The sequence below is a fragment of the Rhodobacter capsulatus SB 1003 genome, from assembly GCF_000021865.1.
Classification (GTDB): domain Bacteria; phylum Pseudomonadota; class Alphaproteobacteria; order Rhodobacterales; family Rhodobacteraceae; genus Rhodobacter; species Rhodobacter capsulatus_B.
On record NC_014034.1, the window covers coordinates 3,399,568 to 3,417,678 of the forward strand.

Genomic DNA, 18,111 nt, shown 5'->3' on the forward strand with positions numbered 1-18,111 from the left:
ACTGCTCTCATACGGGGCCTGTTTCTCGGGCCTCTTAGCAGTGATTCTACCGGATATTGAGGGGTAAAGCCATAACAACTGCGTCATTGTTGTGGCCTGATTGCTGCCTTGCAGCGAAATCAGTGCAGTTTTGGGGCGATCTTCGCCCGGATTTCGGCCGGAAGCCGCGCTGCGGCGCCGGTTTCGGTCAGACAGACCAGCGTGACCATCGCGGTAAAAAGCTTGTCATTGCCCCGCCAGACCGCCTGATCCAGCACGATCCGCGCCCCGGTTTCGGCGATCAGCTCGGTCGTGACCCGCAATTCGTCATCATATTTCGCCGGTTTCAGATAATCCGCCTCGACCCGGCGCACGGCAAAGACCAGCCCGTGAGCGCGTTTCAGCGCCAGCTGATCGACGCCCAGACTGCGCACCCATTCGCTGCGGCCGCGTTCGATGAATTTCAGATAATTGGCGTAATAGACGATGCCCGCCAGATCGGTGTCTTCGTAATAGACGCGCAGGGTGAAATCGTGGCTCATGCCGCCCCCCCAAGGCCGATCCGCGCCGCCAGCCGCAACGCATGGCTGGCATCCGTCGCGACAGCGGGCAGCACCGGATCATAGGCGGCGCGGATCACCGCCGCGATCTCCGGGCGGATCACCGCCACGCCCTTCGCCTCGGCCAGCGGCGGATGGGCGGCAAAGGCACGCTCGCCCCAGGTCAGGATCATCTGCACCGCCTGATTGAGCGCGATGGTTTCGGCCGGAACCTCATCGAGCGCGGCATCCATGCGGATGAAGGAAAAACAGGCGCGGATGGCGCCCGCCTCGTCAAAGCGGAAGGTGCGGAACTGGTTCGCCCCGGCATCATCGAGCCGCGCGACGATATCGGACAGCCCGTCGATCATCTGATCCAGGTTCGGAACTTCCAGCAATTCCTGCCAGTCGCGAAAGAAGAAGATCATCAGATTGGCGCCGATCTCGGCATCGGTCTCGGCCATCTTGGCATTGGCGAGCACCACCACCGCCTCGGTCGCGCCCTTGACGATGGCAAGCGTCGCCGCATCGACGCCAAAGACCACCGGCACGATCGGCCGCCCCCAGCGCGCAAAGCGGTAGCCCGCGGCCCCGGTGAACAGCGCCGCGATCTGCTCGGCGTCCGGCATCGTGCTTGTGTCACTCATCTCCACCCCCTGTCGCTGCGCGGCAGCGTAACCGCCGCGACGGGGCTTGCCAAGGCTCAGACCGCGAGCGTCGCCGCCACCGCGCGCTGCCAGCGGGCCAGTTTCCGTGCCCGCTCCGTCTCGGCCATCGCGGGGGTGAAGCGGCGGTCAAGCGCCCACTGCGCCGCGAACTCCGCAGGCGGCGGGCAGATCCCGGCGCCAAGCCCCGCCAGATAGGCCGCGCCGAGCGCCGTGGTTTCGGTGATGACCGGGCGATCAACCGGCGCGCCCAGAATGTCGGCCAGATATTGCATCGTCCAGTCGCTCGCCGCCATGCCGCCATCGACGCGCAGCACGTTTTGCCCCGCCGCGCCCCAATCGGCCCGCATCGCCTCGAGCAGGTCGCGCGTCTGCAGCCCGACGCTTTCAAGCGCCGCCCGGGCAAATTCGGCAGGCCCGGTGTTGCGGGTCAGCCCATAGATGGCGCCGCGACAATCGGGGGCCCAGTAAGGCGCCCCCAGCCCGGTAAAGGCGGGCACGATCACCAGATCCTGCGCCGGATCGGCGGCCTCGGCCAGATCTTGCGTCTCTGCCGCCCGCGCGATCAGGCCCAGCCCGTCGCGCAGCCATTGCACCACCGCCCCGGCAATGAAGATCGAGCCTTCCAGCGCATAGGTGGTCTCTCCGTTCAGACGATAGGCGATGGTGGTCAGAAGCCGGTTTTGCGACACGACCCGCGCAGCCCCGGTGTTCAAAAGCGCAAAACAGCCGGTGCCATAGGTCGATTTCAGCATGCCGGGGGCGAAACAGGCCTGCCCCACCGTCGCCGCCTGCTGATCGCCCGCCACCCCGGTGATCGGGATCGCGGCCCCGAACAGCGCCGGATCCGTCACCCCGAAATCATCGGCGCAATCCTTCACCTCGGGCAAAAGCGCCATGGGTACGCCCAGAAGCGCGCAGATTTCCGCGTCCCAGGCATTGCGGCCGATGTCGTAAAGCAGCGTCCGCGCGGCATTCGTCGCATCGGTCGCATGCACCCGGCCGCCGGTCAGCCGCCAGATCAGGAAACTGTCGATGGTGCCAAAGGCCAGTTCCCCGCGCTCGGCCCGTTCCCGCGCGCCGGGGATCGTGTCGAGCAGCCATTTCACCTTGGTCCCCGAGAAATACGGGTCAAGCAGCAGGCCGGTTTTCGCCGTCATCCTCGCCTCAAGGCCCGCCGCGCGCAGATCGGCGCAAATCTCGGCGGTGCGGCGGTCCTGCCAGACGATGGCATTGTGGAGCGGCACCCCCGTTGCCCGGTCCCAGATCACCGTGGTCTCGCGCTGGTTGGTCAGGCCCAGCGCCGCCACCGGACCGGCCTGCGCCAAGGCCTCGCGGATCGTGGAAAGCACGGTGGCCCAGATCGCCTCCGGGTCATGTTCGACCCAGCCGGGCGCCGGAAAGATCTGCGGAAATTCGCGGCTTGCCGTGGCCAGCGGGCGCAGGCCCGCATCAAAGACAATCGCCCGGGTCGAGGTCGTGCCCTGATCCAGCGCCAGAATCCGTGTCATCGCGCCCCCCGTTCCAGCATGAAGCGGTCAAGCACCGCAATCTGATCGGCGCTCAGCCGCAGGCCCAGTTTCGTGCGCCTCCAGACCACATCCTCGGCCCGGCGCGCCCATTCGCGGTCCATCAGCCAGATCACCTCGGCCTCGGAGAGGCCTGCGCCGAAATCGCGGCCCAGATCGGCACGGGTCTTCGCCTCGCCCAGAATGGCGAAAGCCTCGGTGCCATAAGCCCGCACCATCCGCCCCGCCCCCGCCTGCCCCAGAAAGGCATAGCGCACCCGCAACCGCTCGATCAGCGCCTTGACCCCGGTCTGAAAGAAATCCCCCCCGGGCAAGGGCACGCGGGCGGTCCAGTCCGGGCCAAGACCGGGGAAATGCGGCGCCAGCTTCGCCAGGGCCGCCTCGGCCAGACGGCGATAGGTGGTGATCTTGCCGCCAAAGACATTGAGCAGAACCGGCCCCCCGGCCTGCAGATCCAGCACATAATCGCGCGAGGCCGCGGTGGCGGAACTCGCCCCATCGTCATAAAGCGGCCGCACCCCGGCATAGGACCAGACGACATCCCGGGCGGTGACGGGCTTGGCCAGATATTGCGAGACGAAGGCCAGCAGGTAATCGCGCTCGGCCGCCGAACAGGCCGCGGCCTCGGGGGCGGCCTCATGCGCGGCCTCGGTGGTGCCGATCAGGGAAAAATCCTGCTCATAGGGAATGATGAAGATGATCCGCCCGTCCGATCCCTGCAGGAACAGCGCCCGCGGATCGTCGTGCAGCCTGCGGGTGACGATATGACTGCCGCGCACCAGCCGCACCTGCGCCGCGGGTTTCGGCCCTTCGATCAGCCCCAGAACCTGCCCGACCCAGGGCCCGGCGGCATTGACCAGACCGCGGGCCAGATGCACGGCCTTGCCCGCGGGCCCCTCGGTCTCGATGCGCCACAGATCACCCTGCCGCGCCGCCGCGGTGACACGGGTGCCCACCAGCACATTGGCCCCCCGCGCCTGCGCATCGCGGGCATTCAGCACCACAAGCCGCGCATCATCGACCCAGCAATCGGAATATTCCCAGGCCAGCCCCATCCCCGGCTTCAGCGCCCGGCCGATCTTGTCGCGCGTCAGATCCAGCTTGCGCGTGCCCGGCAGGATCTTGCGCCCGCCCATGCTGTCATAAAGAAAAAGCCCCAGCCGCAGCAGCCACGCCGGACGCCGCCCCTTCATCCACGGGAACATCAGGTTCAACAGTCGGCTTGTGGGCGTTGTCGTGTCGAACCGGATCCCCGCATGCACCGGCAGCACGAAGCGCAAGGGCCAGGAAATATGCGGCATCGCGACCAGAAGCGTCTCGCGTTCCTCCAGCGCCTCGCGCACCAGACGGAATTCGAAGAATTCGAGATAGCGCAGCCCGCCATGAAACAGCTTGGTCGAGGCCGAGGAGGTCCCCTGCGCCAGATCCCCCTGTTCGGCCAAGGTCACGGAAAGCCCCCGCCCCGCCGCGTCGCGGGCGATGCCGCAGCCGTTCACCCCCCCGCCGATGATGAAAAGATCGACGACCCCGGGTTGATCGCTCACGTCTGCCTCCTGCGCAATTGATCCGATGATGGCTTTTTCCCGCGGTTTGGCAAGCGATGACGCAGCCGTCGCGCGGCCTTCGCGCTTGCCCGCCCCCGACGCCGCGCCTATAACGCCGCCATGACCGGGCTTTGCTTCATACATCGAATTACCGGCCCGGCGCTCTGACGCGTCAGGGTTGCCGGGAGACAGTTGCAAAGCCCCGGGCACGGAGGTGCCCAGATCAGATGCGGGCGCGTTGCGCCCTTTCAGCCCGATATGGATACGAGATGAGCGCCGACACGCCCGAAACACCCGTCGATTACCGCGACACCGTCTTTCTGCCCGAAACCGACTTTCCGATGCGCGCGAACCTTCCGGGCCGCGAACCCGACTGGCTGGCCCGCTGGGCGCGGATCGGCGTCTATGACCGCCTGCGCGAAAAGACCGGCCGGGCGCCGTTTGTCCTGCATGACGGCCCGCCCTATGCGAACGGGCATCTGCACATCGGCCATGCGCTGAACAAGATCCTGAAAGACTTCATCGTGCGCAGCCAGCAGATGATGGGCCGCGACGCGCGTTATGTGCCGGGCTGGGATTGCCACGGCCTGCCGATCGAGTGGAAGATCGAGGAGCAATACCGCGCCAAGGGCCTGAACAAGGACGACGTGGACACCGTCTCCTTCCGTCAGGAATGCCGCCGCTTCGCCGAGGGCTGGATCGACATCCAGCGCGAGGAATTCAAGCGTCTGGGCGTCACCGGCAAATGGGAACGCCCCTATCTGACGATGGATTACCACGCCGAAGCCGTGATCGCCGAGGAGTTCATGAAACTCCTGATGAACGGCTCGCTTTATCAGGGCTCGAAGCCGGTGATGTGGTCGCCGGTCGAAAAGACCGCCCTCGCAGAAGCCGAGGTCGAGTATCACGACCACACCAGCCACACGATCTGGGTGCGGTTCAAGGTCACCAACCACACTGGCGCCGCCTTGGACAACTCGCCGGGCGCCGAGGCGCCCAAAGACTTGCTCGACGCAAATGCCTCGGTGGTGATCTGGACCACGACGCCCTGGACGATCCCGCAAAACCGCGCCGTCGCCTACGGTCCGGGCATTGCCTACGGACTTTACCGCATCGATGCGGCGGCCGAGAACGCCACCGCGGTCGTCGGTGAAACGCTGGTGCTGGCCGATGTGCTGGCGCAGGGCGTGATGACCTCGGCCAAGGTCGAGGGCTTCACCCGTCTGCGCGACGTGGCGACCTCGGAATTCGAGGGCGTGATCCTGCGCCACCCCTATGCGGGCATCGAAAACGGCAACGGCGAATGGGATTACTCCGTGCCGATGCTGCCGGGCGATCACGTCACCGACGATGCCGGGACCGGTTTCGTGCACACCGCGCCCAGCCACGGCGATGACGACTATCAACTGGGCCTCAAGTTCGGCCTGCCGATGACTTATAACGTCGAGCCGGACGGAACCTACCGGACCTCGCTGCCGGTCTTCGGCGGCCAGCCGATCATCCTGCCCGATGGCAAGGAAGGCCCGGCGAATGTCAGCAACATCAAGGCGCTGCATGCGCAGGGCGCGCTGCTGGCCAAGGGCAAGCTCAAGCACTCCTACCCGCATTCCTGGCGCTCGAAGGCGCCGCTGATCTTCCGCAACACGCCGCAATGGTTCGCCGCCATCGACGTGAAGCTGGAAGACGGCATGGGCACCTATGGTGACACGATCCGAGAGCGGGCGCTGACCTCGATCGACCAGCTTGTGCAATGGACCCCGCCCACCGGGCGCAACCGGCTTTACTCGATGATCGAGGCGCGGCCCGACTGGGTGCTGTCGCGGCAACGCGCCTGGGGCGTGCCGCTCACTTGCTTCACCAAAAAGGGCGCGCAACCGACCGACCCGGATTTCCTGCTGCGCAACGCCGAGGTGAACGCCCGCATCAGCGCGGCCTTCGAGGCCGAGGGCGCCGATGTCTGGTATACCGACGGTTTCAAGGAGCGGATGCTGGGCAACATCGTCAACCCCGACGATTACAACCAGGTCTTCGACGTGCTGGATGTGTGGTTCGATAGCGGCTCGACCCATGCCTTCGTGCTGCGCGACCGCGAGGACGGCACGGCGGACGGCATCGCGGACCTTTACCTCGAGGGCACCGACCAGCACCGCGGCTGGTTCCATTCCTCGATGCTGCAGGCCTGCGCCACCAAGGGCCGCGCCCCTTATCGCGGCGTGCTGACCCATGGCTTCACGCTCGACGAAAAGGGCATGAAGATGTCGAAATCGCTGGGCAACACCGTCGCGCCCGCCGATGTGATCAAGGATTACGGCGCCGACATCCTGCGGCTCTGGGTGGCGCAATCGGATTACACCGTCGATCTGCGGATCGGGAAAGAGATCCTGAAAGGCACCGCCGACAGCTACCGCCGGTTGCGCAACACATTGCGCTTCATGCTGGGCGCGCTTGCGGGCTTTGCCGAGGAAGAACGCGTCAGCCCGGCCGAGATGCCGGAGCTGGAACGGTGGGTGCTGCACCGTCTGGCCGAACTCGACACGGTGGTGCGCGAGGGCTATGCGGCTTACGACTTCCAGGGCGTATTCCAGACCCTCTTCACCTTCTGCACCGTCGATCTTTCCGCCTTCTGGTTCGACATCCGCAAGGACGCGCTTTATTGCGACGCGCCCAGCAGCCTGCGCCGCCGCGCCGCGCGCACGGTGATGGACGCGCTCTTCCAGCGGCTGACGAAATGGCTGGCGCCGATGCTGCCCTTCACCATGGAAGACGTCTGGCTGAGCCGCTTCCCGGGCGAGGCGAATTCGGTCCATCTGGAGGATTTCGACCCCACCCCCGCCGCGTGGCTGAACCCGGATCTCGCCGCGAAATGGGACGGCATCCGCCGCGCCCGGCGCGTGGTGACAGCAGCCTTGGAAGTGCAACGCACCGCCAAGGTGATCGGCGCCAGCCTTGAAGCCGCCCCGGTGGTGCATGTCGAGGACACCGCGCTGGAAGCCGCGCTGAAATCGGTCGAGTTTGCCGATATCTGCATCACCTCGGACCTGAGCCTGAGCGCCGACCCGGCCCCCGCCGAGGCGTTCCGGCTGCCCGAACTGCCCGGCATCGCCGTCGTCTTCGAAGCCGCGGAAGGCGAAAAATGCGAGCGCTGCTGGAAGATCCTGCCCGATGTGGGCAGCCACAAGCACCCCTGCACCTGCGCGCGCTGCAATTCGGTTCTGGGCTGACACGAACCGGCGCCGGGGGCTTCGCGCCCCCGGACCCCCGCGGGATATTTGAGGCAAGATGAAAGGCAGACAGGCTTTGCTTTCATCTTGCTCCAAATATCCCGGGGGGAGTCCGCTTGCGGACGGGGGGCAGCGCCCCCCTTGCCCCGCCTGCCATCCCTCGTTACCGATGTGACGATTGCATGACAGCCGGAGGCCGCGGCGATGAGCCTGTCCATTCTTCTCGCGGTTCTGGCCGCCGCCTTCCTGCATGCGCTCTGGAATGCGCTGTTGCGCTTTGGCGGATCAAAGATCCGCGCCATGGTGATGCTGAGCTACATGGAGGCCGCCGTCGGCCTTGCCATCGCGCTGTCCCGCCCCTTGCCCGAGGTCGCCGCCTGGAAATGGGTCGCCGCGGCAAGCTGCGTGCATTTCTTTTACAAGTATTTCCTCGCCCATGCCTATGAACAGGGCGACCTGAGCCGGGTTTACCCCATTGCCCGCGGCACCGCGCCGATGATGGTGGCGATCGTCTCGGCGCTTTTCGCGCTCGATACGATCGCGCCCTTGGGCTATGTCGGCATCGGCGTTCTGGGGCTGGGGATCCTCTTCATGGCGCGCGGCGTTTTCACCGATGGCGAAAGCCGCAAGCTTTTGCCCTTTGCCTTCGGTTCCGCCTGCGCCACCGCCACCTATACGCTGACCGATGGGCTGGGTGCCCGCGTCGCGGGGGATGCGGCGGGTTATGTCGGCTGGCTGATGGTGGGGGGCGGGCTGCTGTTCGGTCTGGTGATGACCTTTTCCCGGCCGAAGGGCTTCATCACCGTCGCGCCCCTGAAGGATTGGGGCATGGCCGCGGCCGGGGCGGCGGCCTCTTACGGCGCCTATGCGATCTCGATCTGGGCGATGACCCAGGCGCCGATCGCGCTGGTTGCCGCGACACGGGAAACCGCGATCCTGTTCGCCGTGCTGATCGGCTGGCTGGCCTTCGGCGAAAGGATGACCCGGTCGAAGGCCACGGCGGCCGGTCTGATCGTCGCGGGGGTGGTGCTGACCCGGCTTTAATCGGGATGACGCGAGGGCAGGATCTGCTGCGCGATCCCCGCGAACATCAGGTAAACCGAGGTCACGACAAGGCCCCAATGCGCCCAGCTGCCTTCGTCGAAATTCACCCAGGCGGCGCGGGCGGCAAAGGCCGTCCACAAAAGCGCCATCGTCAGCGACAGCGGCCGCCAGCGCCGGGTCCGGGTCGGGTGGATGAATTTCAGCGGAAAGAACATCGCCACCGCCAGCGCCAGAACAACCCCCAGCGTCACCCAGTAAGACGGCCAGATCGCGAAAAGCACCAGCACCACCATGTTCCAGCAGGCTGGAAAGCCGGAAAAGGAGCAATCCTTGGTCTTCATCCGCGTATCGGCGAAATAGATCACCGAAGCATAGGTGATCGCGATGATGGCGAGCCAGCCGGTCCAGCCCGGCAAAAGCCCCGACTTGAACAGCGCATAGGCCGGGATGAAGACATAGGTCAGGTAATCGACGATCAGATCCATCAGCACGCCGTCATGCGTCGGCCAGTTGTGCTTGGTGTCGAACCGCCGCGCCAAGGGGCCATCGACGCCGTCGACGATCAGCGCCACCACCAGCCACAGGAACATCAGCGACCATTTTTCCTCGACCGCAGCCAGCATCGCCAGCATCGAGAGCACTGCGCCGGTGGCGGTCAGCAGGTGAACGGAGAGGGCCTTGAAACGAATGTCCATGCGCCCTTCCTGCCCGAAACCGCTCAGGCGTGCAAGACGGGCCGAGGGCGTAGCCCGGCCCGTCCCGTGGTCACGATGTCGCTTACGCGACCGCCTTGAGCAGCGACAGGAACTGGTTGGCCGTGTCGCGGTCGATCGTCACCGCCTCCGAAGACCCGCTTTCCGAGGTCATCGCGGTGAAAAGCGATTCGTAAAGCGATTGCGCGGAGGTGGTGCTGCCCGAGCTGGTCGTGTCCTCCTCGCTTTCCGAGCTGCTTTCGGAACCCGGCGGCGGGCCCGAGGGCGGCGGGCCGGGGGGCGGACCCGACATGCCCTGCATGCCGCCCGCCCCGCCCGCTTTCATCGCGTCTTCTGCCGCGGTGAATTCGGCCTCGGTCAAAAGCCCGTCGCTGTCGGTGTCGATCGACCCGAACTGCGAGGACAGCAGATCGGCCACCGGGCTCGCGTCGATTTCCGCCTGCGACAGGGCGCCGTCGCCATCGGCATCGTCATTGGCCGCCAGCGCCTCGAACAGCGACTGGCTGTCGGCCCCGCCCGAGGCCGAGGCCGGCGGCGGAGGGGGCGGGGGCGGCGCACCGCCGGTGGCAAAGCTCGCCGCGCTGGACGAGGAGGTCTTGGACGAGGAACTGCCCGAGGTTTGCTGCAGCAGCGACAACGCGCTGCTGCTCGCGTATCCGGACAGCGAAGTCAGGGAAGTCACGCTCATCATACGATCCTTTCTGGATGACAACGTGCCCCGACGCTGGCCCCAGATGATGAACGAAACCTTGCTTTCGGCCTAAACCTTGGTTTGAAACCGCTTGGATTGTAGCGGGTTAGCAGGGTTTATGGCGCGATTTCGGCTCAGGCGCGCGGATGGGCCGCCTGATAGACCTGCATGAGTCGCGCCTGATCGACGGCGGTATAGACCTGCGTGGTCGCAAGGCTGGCATGGCCCAGCAATTCCTGGATCGCGCGCAGATCGCCGCCTTCGGCCAGCAGATGCGTGGCAAAACTGTGCCTGAGCGCATGCGGGGTCGCCGTCGCGGGCAGGCCAAGGCCGAGCCGCGCCCGTTCCATCGACTTCGCCACCAGCCGCGGATTGAGCGGACCGCCGCGGGCGCCGCGGAACAGCGGCTCATAGCGCGACATCGGGAAGGGGCAGAGCCGCAGGTAATCGGCCACCGCCTTGCGCGCCGCGGGCAGAACCGGCACCAGCCGCTCCTTGTCGCCCTTGCCGCGGATGCGCAGCACCTCGGGCAGGGGCGCATCCGAGCCCTTCAGCGCCAAAGCCTCGGAGACCCGCAGCCCGCAGCCATACATCAGCGTCATCACCGCCGAATCGCGCGCCGCGATCCAGGGCTCCTGCGCCTGCACCTCGACCTGTTCCAGCACCTCGGCCGCGGCCTCGACGCTGAGCGGACGGGGCAGCTTGCGCTGATATTTCGGCGCCTTGGCCGAAAGCACATGGGTGGCGTCAAAGCCTTCGCGCGCCGCCAGCCAGCGGATGAAATTCTTCACCGCCGAAAGCGCCCGCGCCAGCGAGCGGCCCGACAGGCCGCGGTTGCGTTCATGCGCCATCCAGGCCCGCATGTCGGATTGGCCCAGCCCGGCCAGCTGCGCCAGACCAAGGCTTTCGCCGCGGTGGCGGTGGAGGAAGGCCAGGAACCCGGCCACATCGGAACTATAGGCCGTCAGCGTGTGACTGGCCGCCCCGTCGATCGCCCGCAAGTGACTGATCCACAGGGCCATCGCCGTCCGTGCGGCGGGCGAGACCCCCACCGACATCAGCTCAGCCAGCGCCGCATGCCGCGCTCGAACACGCCTGCGAAGAAGGCCAGCAGGTCGGTGCCCTGCGAGGGCTTGAATTGATGCGGGTCTTCGGCGCCCATCACCAGCATGCCGGGCAGACGCCCCTCGCCCAGATCGAGACGCATCAGCGCCTCGGAGCGGATCCAGCTGGCCGCTTCGCCATAGATCGCCTCGGAATGCGGCAGGGTCTGGCGCAGCACCACCGGGCGCACCTGCCCGCCACGACCGGCGCGCATGTATTCCTGGATGAAGCCGGGCTCGGCCACGCACAGAACATCGCCCAGACGGCGCAGCGCCGGATCGCTGTCATCTTGCAGCGTTTCCAGCACCAGCTTGACGCTGTCCACCCGCAGGATCTCGGCGACTTCGGTGCCGAGGCTTTTGAGGAAGCTCTCGAAATCGACCGGATCAAGCATGCGCAGCACGGCGCGGTGGATCTGGTTCGTCCCCGAGAGATTCTCGTAGGCGGCCGCGATCACCGAACGGTGCGTGTCCTCGAGCCGGTCCAGGCGGCGTTCCAGCCGCTCCATCGCCACACCGCGCAGGTCGACGATATTGGCGCCCATGGCGCGTTCATTCGCGGTGATCAGCGCCCGCATCAGGTCGCGATCCTCAAGGATCACGTCGGGATCGGAGATGATCTTTTCGCGCAGTTCAGGTGCAAAAGCCGTGTCGGTCATGCCAGCCTCTCGTAAGCGGGTTGCACGCAAATTGACACAGATTCTGGTTAAATGCAGGTTAAATTTGTTAACAATAATAAGAGGCCCGCCGAAATCGGCGGGCCGTCGCGTCAGGAACACAGATTTCAGACGATCTTCTGGCCGGTTTTCGCCCAGTCTTTCAGGAACTGCTCCAGCCCCTTGTCGGTCAGCGGGTGGTTCGCCATCGCCTTGATCACCGAGGGCGGCGCGGTGATGACATCGGCGCCGATGCGGGCGACGTCGGTGATGTGGTTGACCGAGCGGATCGAGGCAGCAAGGATCTCGGTCTTGAAGCCGTAATTGTCATAGATGGTGCGGATGTCCTCGATCAGCTGCACACCATCGAGGTTGATGTCATCGAGACGACCGATAAAGGGGCTGATGAAGGTGGCGCCCGCCTTGGCCGCGAGGATCGCCTGCGCGGCCGAGAAGCACAGAGTGACGTTGACCATGTGGCCTTCGGATGCGAAAGCCTTGCAAGCCGTCAGGCCCGCCCAGGTCAGCGGCACCTTGATGGCGATGTTGGAGGCGATCTTGGCCAGTTTCAGCCCTTCGGCGATCATGTCGGCCGCTTCGGTCGCCACCACCTCGGCCGAGACCGGGCCCGAGACCATGTCGCAGATTTCCTTCGTCACCTCGAGGATGTCGCGGCCCGATTTCAGGATCAGCGACGGGTTGGTGGTGACACCATCGACCATGCCGAGATCGTTCAGCTCCTTGATGGCTGCCACATCGGCGGTATCGACGAAGAATTTCATGAAGGGCCTCCTGCGCTCTGTCTGGCCGCGATTTAGCGCAAACAGCCGGAAATGGCGAGAGCGGAATCGGGCGCAAGGGGGGGCTTGCCGCCCCCCTCGGCCTGACGGCCTCTCCCCCCGCGCGTATTTCGGCCAAGAAGAAACCCCGCCGTTTCTTCTTGGTGCAAATACGCCCGCCGGAGGCGTTGCCGGGCGCGGGGCCGGGCATGTCTGAGCCGGGCTTCTTTCCCGAAGGCGCCCGCGTCTCGGTCCTGACCGCCGAGCCGATCGGCAAGCCTCTGGATTACCTTGCGCCCGAGGGCGGTTGTTTTCCCGGCGCCTTCGTCGAGGTGCCTCTGGGGCCGCGCCGGGTCGTCGGCGTCATCTGGGGCGCGGGCGACGGCCGGTTCGAGGCGGGCAAGCTGCGGCCGGTTTCGCGGGTGCTGGACGTGCCGCCGATGCGGACGGAGCTGCAGGAGTTCCTGATCCGCATGGGCAGCTACACGATGACCTCCTTGCCCGCGGTGCTGCGGCTGGCCACGCGCACGCCGGGGCTCTTTGACCCACCCGGCGCGCGGCGGATCTATCGGCTGGGGGCCACCGCGCCGGGCAAGCTGACCGAGGCGCGGGAAAAGGTTCTGGCCGTGCTGCGCGATCACGGCGGCGCGGGGTTTTATCTGACGGAACTCGCGCAGCTTGCGGGCGTCACGCCGCAGGTGGTGAAGGGGCTGGTGAAGCTCGGCGCGATTGAGGAGACAGAACAGCCGCGGGATCTGCCCTTGGCCCGGCTCGATTTCACCCTGCCGGGCAAGGTTCTGTCCGAAGATCAGGCGACGGCGGCCGCCGCGCTGAAGGGCGAGGGTTTCGGGGTGACGCTTTTGAAAGGCGTGACCGGCTCGGGCAAGACGGAAGTGTATCTCGAGGCCGTGGCGGACTGTCTGCGCCGCGGGCGGCAGGCTTTGGTGCTGCTGCCGGAAATCGCCCTGACCTCGGAATTCCTGTCCCGGGTCGAGGCCCGCTTCGGCGCCCGTCCCGGCGAGTGGCATTCCGGCGTCACCCAATCCGAGCGGCGCAGGCTCTGGCGGATGGTGGCGACGGGGGGCGCACAGATGGTCGTCGGCGCGCGTTCGGCGCTGTTCCTGCCGTTTCAGGACCTTGGGCTGATCGTCGTCGACGAGGAACACGACACCTCCTACAAGCAGGAGGAAGGCGCGCTTTACAACGCCCGCGACATGGCCGTGCTGCGCGCCTCGCTTGCCGGATCGCAGGTGGTGCTGGCCTCGGCCACGCCCAGCCTTGAAAGCTGGGTCAATGCGGCTTCGGGGAAATACCGCCGCATCGATCTGGCCGCGCGCTTCGGCGCCTCGGAACTGCCCGAGATGCGCACCATCGACATGCGCGAGGAACGCATTGAATCGGTGCACTGGATCTCGCCCAGCCTCGTCGGCGCGGTGCAGGCGACACTCTCGCGCGGGGAACAGGCGATGCTGTTCCTGAACCGGCGCGGCTATGCCCCGGTCACGCTCTGCCGCGCCTGCGGGCAGCAGATCGGCTGCGATCATTGCGACGCGCGGATGGTCGAGCATCGGTTCCTCAAGCGCCTTGTCTGCCATCAATGCGGCGAGACGAAACCCATTCCCACCGCCTGCCCCGCCTGCGGCGTCGAGGGCAAGCTGGCCCCCGTCGGCCCCGGGGTCGAGCGGCTGGCCGAGGAGGTGGCGGAACGCTTTCCCACGGCGCGCGTCGCCGTGCTGTCCTCGGACCTTTTCGGCTCGGCCCGGGCGCTGAAGGAGGCGGTGGAAAACATCGCGCAAGGCGGCGCCGACATCCTCATCGGCACGCAGATCGTCGCCAAGGGGCACAATTTCCCGCTGCTGACGCTGGTCGGCGTGATCGACGCCGATCTGGGCCTGCAGGGCTCCGACCTGCGGGCGGCGGAGCGCACCTTTCAACTGATGCGGCAGGTGGCGGGCCGGGCGGGGCGGGCGGAAAAACCCGGGCTGGCGCTTTTGCAGACCTATCAGCCCGAACATCCGGTGATCCGCGCCATTCTTGGCGGTGACGAGGAGGCGTTCTGGAAGGCCGAGGCCGAGGGGCGCCGGGCGGCGAACGTGCCGCCCTTTGGCCGGATGGCGGGGATCATCCTCTCGGGTGCCGAGATCGAGCCGCTTTTCGCCTATGGCAATGCGCTGGCGCAGCATGACGGGCCCTTGCGCCGCATCGGCGCGCAGCTTTACGGCCCCGCCCCCGCCCCCATCGCCCGGATCCGCGGCCGCCACCGGGTCCGGCTTCTGATCCGCGCCGACAAGACCGCGCCGCTGCAACAGGCGATCCGGGCCTGGCTGCGCGGGGTGAAACAGCCCAATTCCGTCCGCCTGGCCATCGACATCGACCCGCAAAGCTTCCTGTAGCCTTGTTTCGATTGACCCCCCGCCCCTTTCGCGCCATTGGGGGCAAAACCAACGGAGCCCGCCCATGACCACCTTTACCGCCTTTGCCGTCCTGCCCGAGCGCGACCTTGCCGAGGATCTGGCCGAGCGGCTGGAAGATCTGGACCCCGGCCCCTATGGTGTCGGCGTCTTCGAGATCGAGGATGGCTCGGGCAATTACGAGGTCGGCGCCTATTTTCTGGACCGGCCCGATGACATCGTGCTCGATCTGCTTGCCGCGGCCTATGGGGCGACGGGCTTCGTGATTTCGGAACTGCCGGAAACCGACTGGGTGGCGCATGTGAAACGCGAACTGGCCCCGGTCGTGGCCGGGCGCTTCTTCGTGCATGGCAGCCATGATGCCGACAAGGTCCCCGAAGGGGCGATCCCGCTGGTGATCGACGCGGCCATGGCTTTCGGCACCGGCCATCACGGCACCACGCTCGGCTGTCTGACCGCGCTCGACCGGCTGGCGGCCGAGGGGGTCCACCCGCGCAACAGTGTCGACATCGGCTGCGGCACCGCCGTTCTGGCGATGGCCGCCGCGAAACTCTGGCCCGAGACGGTGCTGGCCTCGGACATCGACCCCGTCGCGGTCGAGACCGCCGCGGCGAATGTCACCGGCAATGATCTGGCGGGCCGGGTGATCTGTCTGCAGGCGGCCGGCTTCGCCCATCCCGATCTGCAGGCCGCCGCGCCCTTCGACCTGATCTTTGCCAATATCCTGAAAGGCCCGTTGATCGCGCTGGCCCCCGACATGGGGCGGTTCTGTGCCGAATCGGGCCTTGTCATCCTCTCCGGGATCCTGATCGACCAGGGCGACGAGGTGATCGCGGCCTATCAGGCGCAGGGCTTCCGTCTTGTTTCGCGCGACAATCACGGCGATTGGACGACATTGGTTCTCTCCCGGACCTGATTTCGGCAAAGCCATCTCGCCGGATCGGCGAAATTCGGGCATAGTTTTAATCAGTCGTTAGGCATGTTGCCTGCGACCGGTTTTGAGTGGAGCCCGTCATGCGTCGTTCGATCAATGCGGATTTCGAGGACCGCCTTGCGCGGATCGACCGGATTCACGCGGCTGGCGGCGCCTTCGAGGCCTCGGGGGCGCTTGGCCGCGCCTATTTCGACAGCCACCGTCCGAAAGAGCGCCGGCGCTTTCCCTGGCGGGCCGTGGCGATGCTGCTTTTGGGGATGCTGCTGTTCAAGGGCGCGATCCTGGCGCAGGTCGGGCCGGAAACCTATGCCCGCCGGGTCGAGGTCCTGCGGCAGGGCTCGGCGCTGGAACAGGCGGGGGCCTGGGTGCTGCAGGCCGATGCGCCGACGCGGTTCATCGCCAACCAGCTGCGCGCGCTGCTGTTCTGACCGCGATTTCGGCATGAAAAAGCCGCGCAGGGCGCTGCGCGGCCTTTGGTCATTCCCGCGGCTTCAGCGGCCGATGCCGTCGATATCGTAGCGCGTCAGGCCGATATCATTCAGTTCCCGGTCGCTCAGCCGCGCAAGCGCCCGCCGCGTCAGCCGGGCGTCGTTCCACAGCGTCATCGCGTCGATCAGGCGTGCAAACATCCCGGCCCGGCCGTGGCGGGCGGAAAGGGCGAGGGTGTCGAGGGCGGACATGATGCGGTTCCTTTATATTCTGCCGTTTTGTTGGGCGTCTCTTTGTTGATTGGGCAGTTAATCAAGGCAGCTTGCGAAAACAAGCGCCCCCCCGGGCAGCCCCGCCATGCAGTATTTGCATGGCTTTTCGGATGGTTAACGGCTTCGTGCGCGGCCCCGGCATTTTGCTGCCCCGTGTCGTCATTTTGCTGGCGCATTCGGCTGCGAAGCGTCGCTTTGCGTCGATTGCCGACAGTTTCGCCGCCCGCCCCCCTGTCGGCCGGACCTGCTTTGCGCTTTCCGATGTTCTGCTTTTGTGCTAGATGCGGAAAAAATGCCACAGGCAAAAGGGCAGTCACATGCGGGTGATCGGGATCGATCCGGGGTTACGCAACCTCGGCTGGGGGGTGATCGAGGTCGATGGCGCCCGTCTGCGGCACATCGCGAATGGAATCATCCATTCCGAGGGGACCGATCTGGCCAAGCGCCTTGTGGTGCTGCATGCGGGCCTGACCGCGGTGATCGCGACGCATCGCCCCGAAGCCGCGGCGGTGGAACAGACCTTCGTCAACAAGGATGCGGTGGCGACCTTGAAGCTGGGTCAGGCGCGGGGGATTGCGCTTCTGGTGCCCGCGCAGGCCGGGCTCGAGATCGGGGAATATGCGCCCAATGCGGTGAAAAAGGCGGTCGTCGGCGTCGGTCATGCCGACAAGGGACAGGTGCAGCACATGGTCCGCCACCAGCTGCCGGGCGTCGTCTTTGACGGGCCCGATGCGGCGGATGCGCTGGCGATTGCGATCTGTCACGCCCATCATCTGCAATCGGCCCGCCGCGCCTCGGCGGCGATGCTGGGCCGCGGCGCGCTTGAAATCACCGCGGGGCAGGCCCGGATCCGGAGGGCGGGGGCATGATCGGACGCATCGCCGGGGTGATCTTGCACCGCGCCATGGACCATGTGCTGATCGACGTGCGCGGGGTGGGCTACATCGTCCATGTTTCCTCCCGCACCGCCGCGAACCTGCCCCCGGTGGGCGAGGCCTGCGCGCTATATACCGAGCTTCTGGTGCGCGAGGACCTGTTGCAGCTTTTCGGCTTCCCGACGCTGATCGAAAAGGAATGGCACCGGCTGCTGACCTCGGTGCAGGGGATCGGCGCCAAGGCTTCGCTGGCGATCCTTGGCACGCTGGGCCCCGAGGGCGTCAGCCGGGCCCTGGCCTTGGGCGACTGGAACGCGATCAAGGCCGCCCCCGGCGTCGGCCCGAAACTGGCGCAGCGCGTGGTGATGGAACTCAAGGACAAGGCGCCGACGGTGATGGCGATGGGCGGCACGCTGACCGTCGACACCGCCCCCTCGGACGCGCTGATCGAGACCGCGCCGAAACCGGTCAAACGCCCCGCCCCCGCCGCCACAAGGCAGGTGAACTTCACCGCCGAGGCGCTGAGCGCCCTGACCAACCTCGGTTATTCCCCCTCGGACGCCGCCACCGCCGTCGCCCGGGCCAGCGAGAACCCCGAGGCCACCGATACCGCAAAACTGATCCGCACCGCCCTGCGCCTCCTCGCCCCAAAGGACTAGCCTTTTCATCTTGCCTTAAATATCCCGGGGTGCGGGGCAGAGCCCCGCTCCGACGCTGAAAGCCAAGC

The 18,111-nt window shown here is 66.3% G+C and carries 17 protein-coding genes; 7 read left to right on the forward strand and 10 right to left on the reverse strand.

Features of this window, described 5'->3' with window-relative positions; genetic code table 11:
- Positions 1–119: 119 nt before the first annotated feature.
- Genes ybgC through glpD form a run of 4 tightly spaced genes read right to left on the reverse strand, consistent with a single transcriptional unit; the run spans position 120 to position 4,256 of the window.
- Complete coding sequence (ybgC, locus tag RCAP_RS15810; protein WP_013068897.1) at positions 120–521, reverse strand: tol-pal system-associated acyl-CoA thioesterase; 402 nt, start codon at positions 519–521, stop codon at positions 120–122.
- Positions 518–1,165 carry a hypothetical protein gene (locus tag RCAP_RS15815; RefSeq protein WP_023923654.1) on the reverse strand — a complete coding sequence of 216 codons (648 nt, stop codon included), beginning with the start codon at positions 1,163–1,165 and terminating at the stop codon, positions 518–520. Before RCAP_RS15815 ends, ybgC begins: the two co-directional genes overlap by 4 nt.
- A 56-nt stretch (positions 1,166–1,221) precedes the next feature.
- Complete coding sequence (gene glpK / locus RCAP_RS15820) at positions 1,222–2,694, reverse strand: glycerol kinase GlpK (RefSeq protein WP_013068899.1); 1,473 nt, start codon at positions 2,692–2,694, stop codon at positions 1,222–1,224.
- On the reverse strand, positions 2,691–4,256 hold the full coding sequence (gene glpD / locus RCAP_RS15825) for a glycerol-3-phosphate dehydrogenase (RefSeq protein ID WP_013068900.1): 1,566 nt from the start codon (positions 4,254–4,256) through the stop codon (positions 2,691–2,693). The genes glpK and glpD overlap by 4 nt, the downstream gene beginning before the upstream one ends.
- Positions 4,257–4,525: 269 nt before the next feature.
- Here glpD and ileS point away from each other — a divergent pair, with 269 nt between their 5' ends.
- Positions 4,526–7,477 (forward strand): isoleucine--tRNA ligase, encoded by a 2,952-nt coding sequence (ileS, locus tag RCAP_RS15830; protein WP_013068901.1) that lies wholly within the window; start codon positions 4,526–4,528, stop codon positions 7,475–7,477.
- A gap of 204 nt (positions 7,478–7,681) precedes the next feature.
- Complete coding sequence (locus RCAP_RS15835; protein WP_013068902.1) at positions 7,682–8,521, forward strand: DMT family transporter; 840 nt, start codon at positions 7,682–7,684, stop codon at positions 8,519–8,521.
- Here the strand turns inward: RCAP_RS15835 and RCAP_RS15840 are convergent.
- From RCAP_RS15840 to fsa, 5 genes are all read right to left on the reverse strand, one after another.
- Positions 8,518–9,216, reverse strand: a complete 699-nt coding sequence (locus RCAP_RS15840) for a CDP-alcohol phosphatidyltransferase family protein (RefSeq protein ID WP_013068903.1) — start codon at positions 9,214–9,216, stop codon at positions 8,518–8,520. The two genes, RCAP_RS15835 and RCAP_RS15840, sit on opposite strands and share 4 nt — an antisense overlap.
- 82 nt (positions 9,217–9,298) lie before the next feature.
- Positions 9,299–9,871 carry an EF-hand domain-containing protein gene (locus tag RCAP_RS15845; RefSeq protein WP_055725585.1) on the reverse strand — a complete coding sequence of 191 codons (573 nt, stop codon included), beginning with the start codon at positions 9,869–9,871 and terminating at the stop codon, positions 9,299–9,301.
- Between the two features lie 188 nt (positions 9,872–10,059).
- Positions 10,060–10,983 carry a tyrosine recombinase XerC gene (locus tag RCAP_RS15850; RefSeq protein WP_013068905.1) on the reverse strand — a complete coding sequence of 308 codons (924 nt, stop codon included), beginning with the start codon at positions 10,981–10,983 and terminating at the stop codon, positions 10,060–10,062.
- The gene (locus RCAP_RS15855) at positions 10,983–11,687 is read right to left on the reverse strand and encodes a DUF484 family protein (protein ID WP_013068906.1); all 705 of its coding nucleotides are present in this window, start codon (positions 11,685–11,687) and stop codon (positions 10,983–10,985) included. Before RCAP_RS15855 ends, RCAP_RS15850 begins: the two co-directional genes overlap by 1 nt.
- Before the next feature lie 125 nt (positions 11,688–11,812).
- Positions 11,813–12,466, reverse strand: a complete 654-nt coding sequence (fsa, locus tag RCAP_RS15860) for a fructose-6-phosphate aldolase (RefSeq protein ID WP_013068907.1) — start codon at positions 12,464–12,466, stop codon at positions 11,813–11,815.
- Between the two features lie 206 nt (positions 12,467–12,672).
- On the opposite strand from fsa, the gene RCAP_RS15865 reads away from it, so the two are divergent.
- From RCAP_RS15865 to RCAP_RS19715, 3 genes are all read left to right on the forward strand, one after another.
- Positions 12,673–14,856, forward strand: a complete 2,184-nt coding sequence (locus RCAP_RS15865) for a primosomal protein N' (RefSeq protein ID WP_013068908.1) — start codon at positions 12,673–12,675, stop codon at positions 14,854–14,856.
- 64 nt (positions 14,857–14,920) lie between these two features.
- Positions 14,921–15,790, forward strand: a complete 870-nt coding sequence (locus RCAP_RS15870; RefSeq protein WP_013068909.1) for a 50S ribosomal protein L11 methyltransferase — start codon at positions 14,921–14,923, stop codon at positions 15,788–15,790.
- A 98-nt stretch (positions 15,791–15,888) separates the two neighbouring features.
- A complete protein-coding gene (locus RCAP_RS19715) occupies positions 15,889–16,236 on the forward strand; it encodes a hypothetical protein (protein ID WP_013068910.1) in 348 nt (115 codons plus the stop codon).
- Positions 16,237–16,299: 63 nt separating this feature from the next.
- Here the strand turns inward: RCAP_RS19715 and RCAP_RS15880 are convergent, their stop codons facing one another.
- Positions 16,300–16,488, reverse strand: coding sequence for a DUF1127 domain-containing protein (locus RCAP_RS15880; RefSeq protein ID WP_013068911.1), 189 nt, complete (start codon positions 16,486–16,488; stop codon positions 16,300–16,302).
- A gap of 338 nt (positions 16,489–16,826) precedes the next feature.
- On the opposite strand from RCAP_RS15880, the gene ruvC reads away from it, so the two are divergent.
- Positions 16,827–17,378, forward strand: a complete 552-nt coding sequence (gene ruvC, locus RCAP_RS15885) for a crossover junction endodeoxyribonuclease RuvC (protein WP_013068913.1) — start codon at positions 16,827–16,829, stop codon at positions 17,376–17,378.
- Positions 17,375–18,043, forward strand: coding sequence for a Holliday junction branch migration protein RuvA (gene ruvA / locus RCAP_RS15890; protein ID WP_013068914.1), 669 nt, complete (start codon positions 17,375–17,377; stop codon positions 18,041–18,043). The genes ruvC and ruvA overlap by 4 nt, the downstream gene beginning before the upstream one ends.
- Positions 18,044–18,111 lie beyond the last annotated feature (68 nt).

What these genes read in the sequence shown, in the direction of transcription:
- glpK (WP_013068899.1), bottom strand. Translation starts at nt 2,694, where the DNA reads ATGACACGGATTCTGGCGCTGGATCAGGGCACGACCTCGACCCGGGCG.
- RCAP_RS15870 (WP_013068909.1), top strand. Translation starts at nt 14,921, where the DNA reads ATGACCACCTTTACCGCCTTTGCCGTCCTGCCCGAGCGCGACCTTGCC.
- RCAP_RS15880 (WP_013068911.1), bottom strand. Translation starts at nt 16,488, where the DNA reads ATGTCCGCCCTCGACACCCTCGCCCTTTCCGCCCGCCACGGCCGGGCC.
- RCAP_RS15855 (WP_013068906.1), bottom strand. Translation starts at nt 11,687, where the DNA reads ATGACCGACACGGCTTTTGCACCTGAACTGCGCGAAAAGATCATCTCC.
- ruvC (WP_013068913.1), top strand. Translation starts at nt 16,827, where the DNA reads ATGCGGGTGATCGGGATCGATCCGGGGTTACGCAACCTCGGCTGGGGG.
- RCAP_RS19715 (WP_013068910.1), top strand. Translation starts at nt 15,889, where the DNA reads ATGCGTCGTTCGATCAATGCGGATTTCGAGGACCGCCTTGCGCGGATC.
- RCAP_RS15865 (WP_013068908.1), top strand. Translation starts at nt 12,673, where the DNA reads ATGTCTGAGCCGGGCTTCTTTCCCGAAGGCGCCCGCGTCTCGGTCCTG.
- RCAP_RS15815 (WP_023923654.1), bottom strand. Translation starts at nt 1,165, where the DNA reads ATGAGTGACACAAGCACGATGCCGGACGCCGAGCAGATCGCGGCGCTG.
- RCAP_RS15835 (WP_013068902.1), top strand. Translation starts at nt 7,682, where the DNA reads ATGAGCCTGTCCATTCTTCTCGCGGTTCTGGCCGCCGCCTTCCTGCAT.
- RCAP_RS15840 (WP_013068903.1), bottom strand. Translation starts at nt 9,216, where the DNA reads ATGGACATTCGTTTCAAGGCCCTCTCCGTTCACCTGCTGACCGCCACC.
- fsa (WP_013068907.1), bottom strand. Translation starts at nt 12,466, where the DNA reads ATGAAATTCTTCGTCGATACCGCCGATGTGGCAGCCATCAAGGAGCTG.
- ybgC (WP_013068897.1), bottom strand. Translation starts at nt 521, where the DNA reads ATGAGCCACGATTTCACCCTGCGCGTCTATTACGAAGACACCGATCTG.
- RCAP_RS15850 (WP_013068905.1), bottom strand. Translation starts at nt 10,983, where the DNA reads ATGTCGGTGGGGGTCTCGCCCGCCGCACGGACGGCGATGGCCCTGTGG.
- ruvA (WP_013068914.1), top strand. Translation starts at nt 17,375, where the DNA reads ATGATCGGACGCATCGCCGGGGTGATCTTGCACCGCGCCATGGACCAT.
- ileS (WP_013068901.1), top strand. Translation starts at nt 4,526, where the DNA reads ATGAGCGCCGACACGCCCGAAACACCCGTCGATTACCGCGACACCGTC.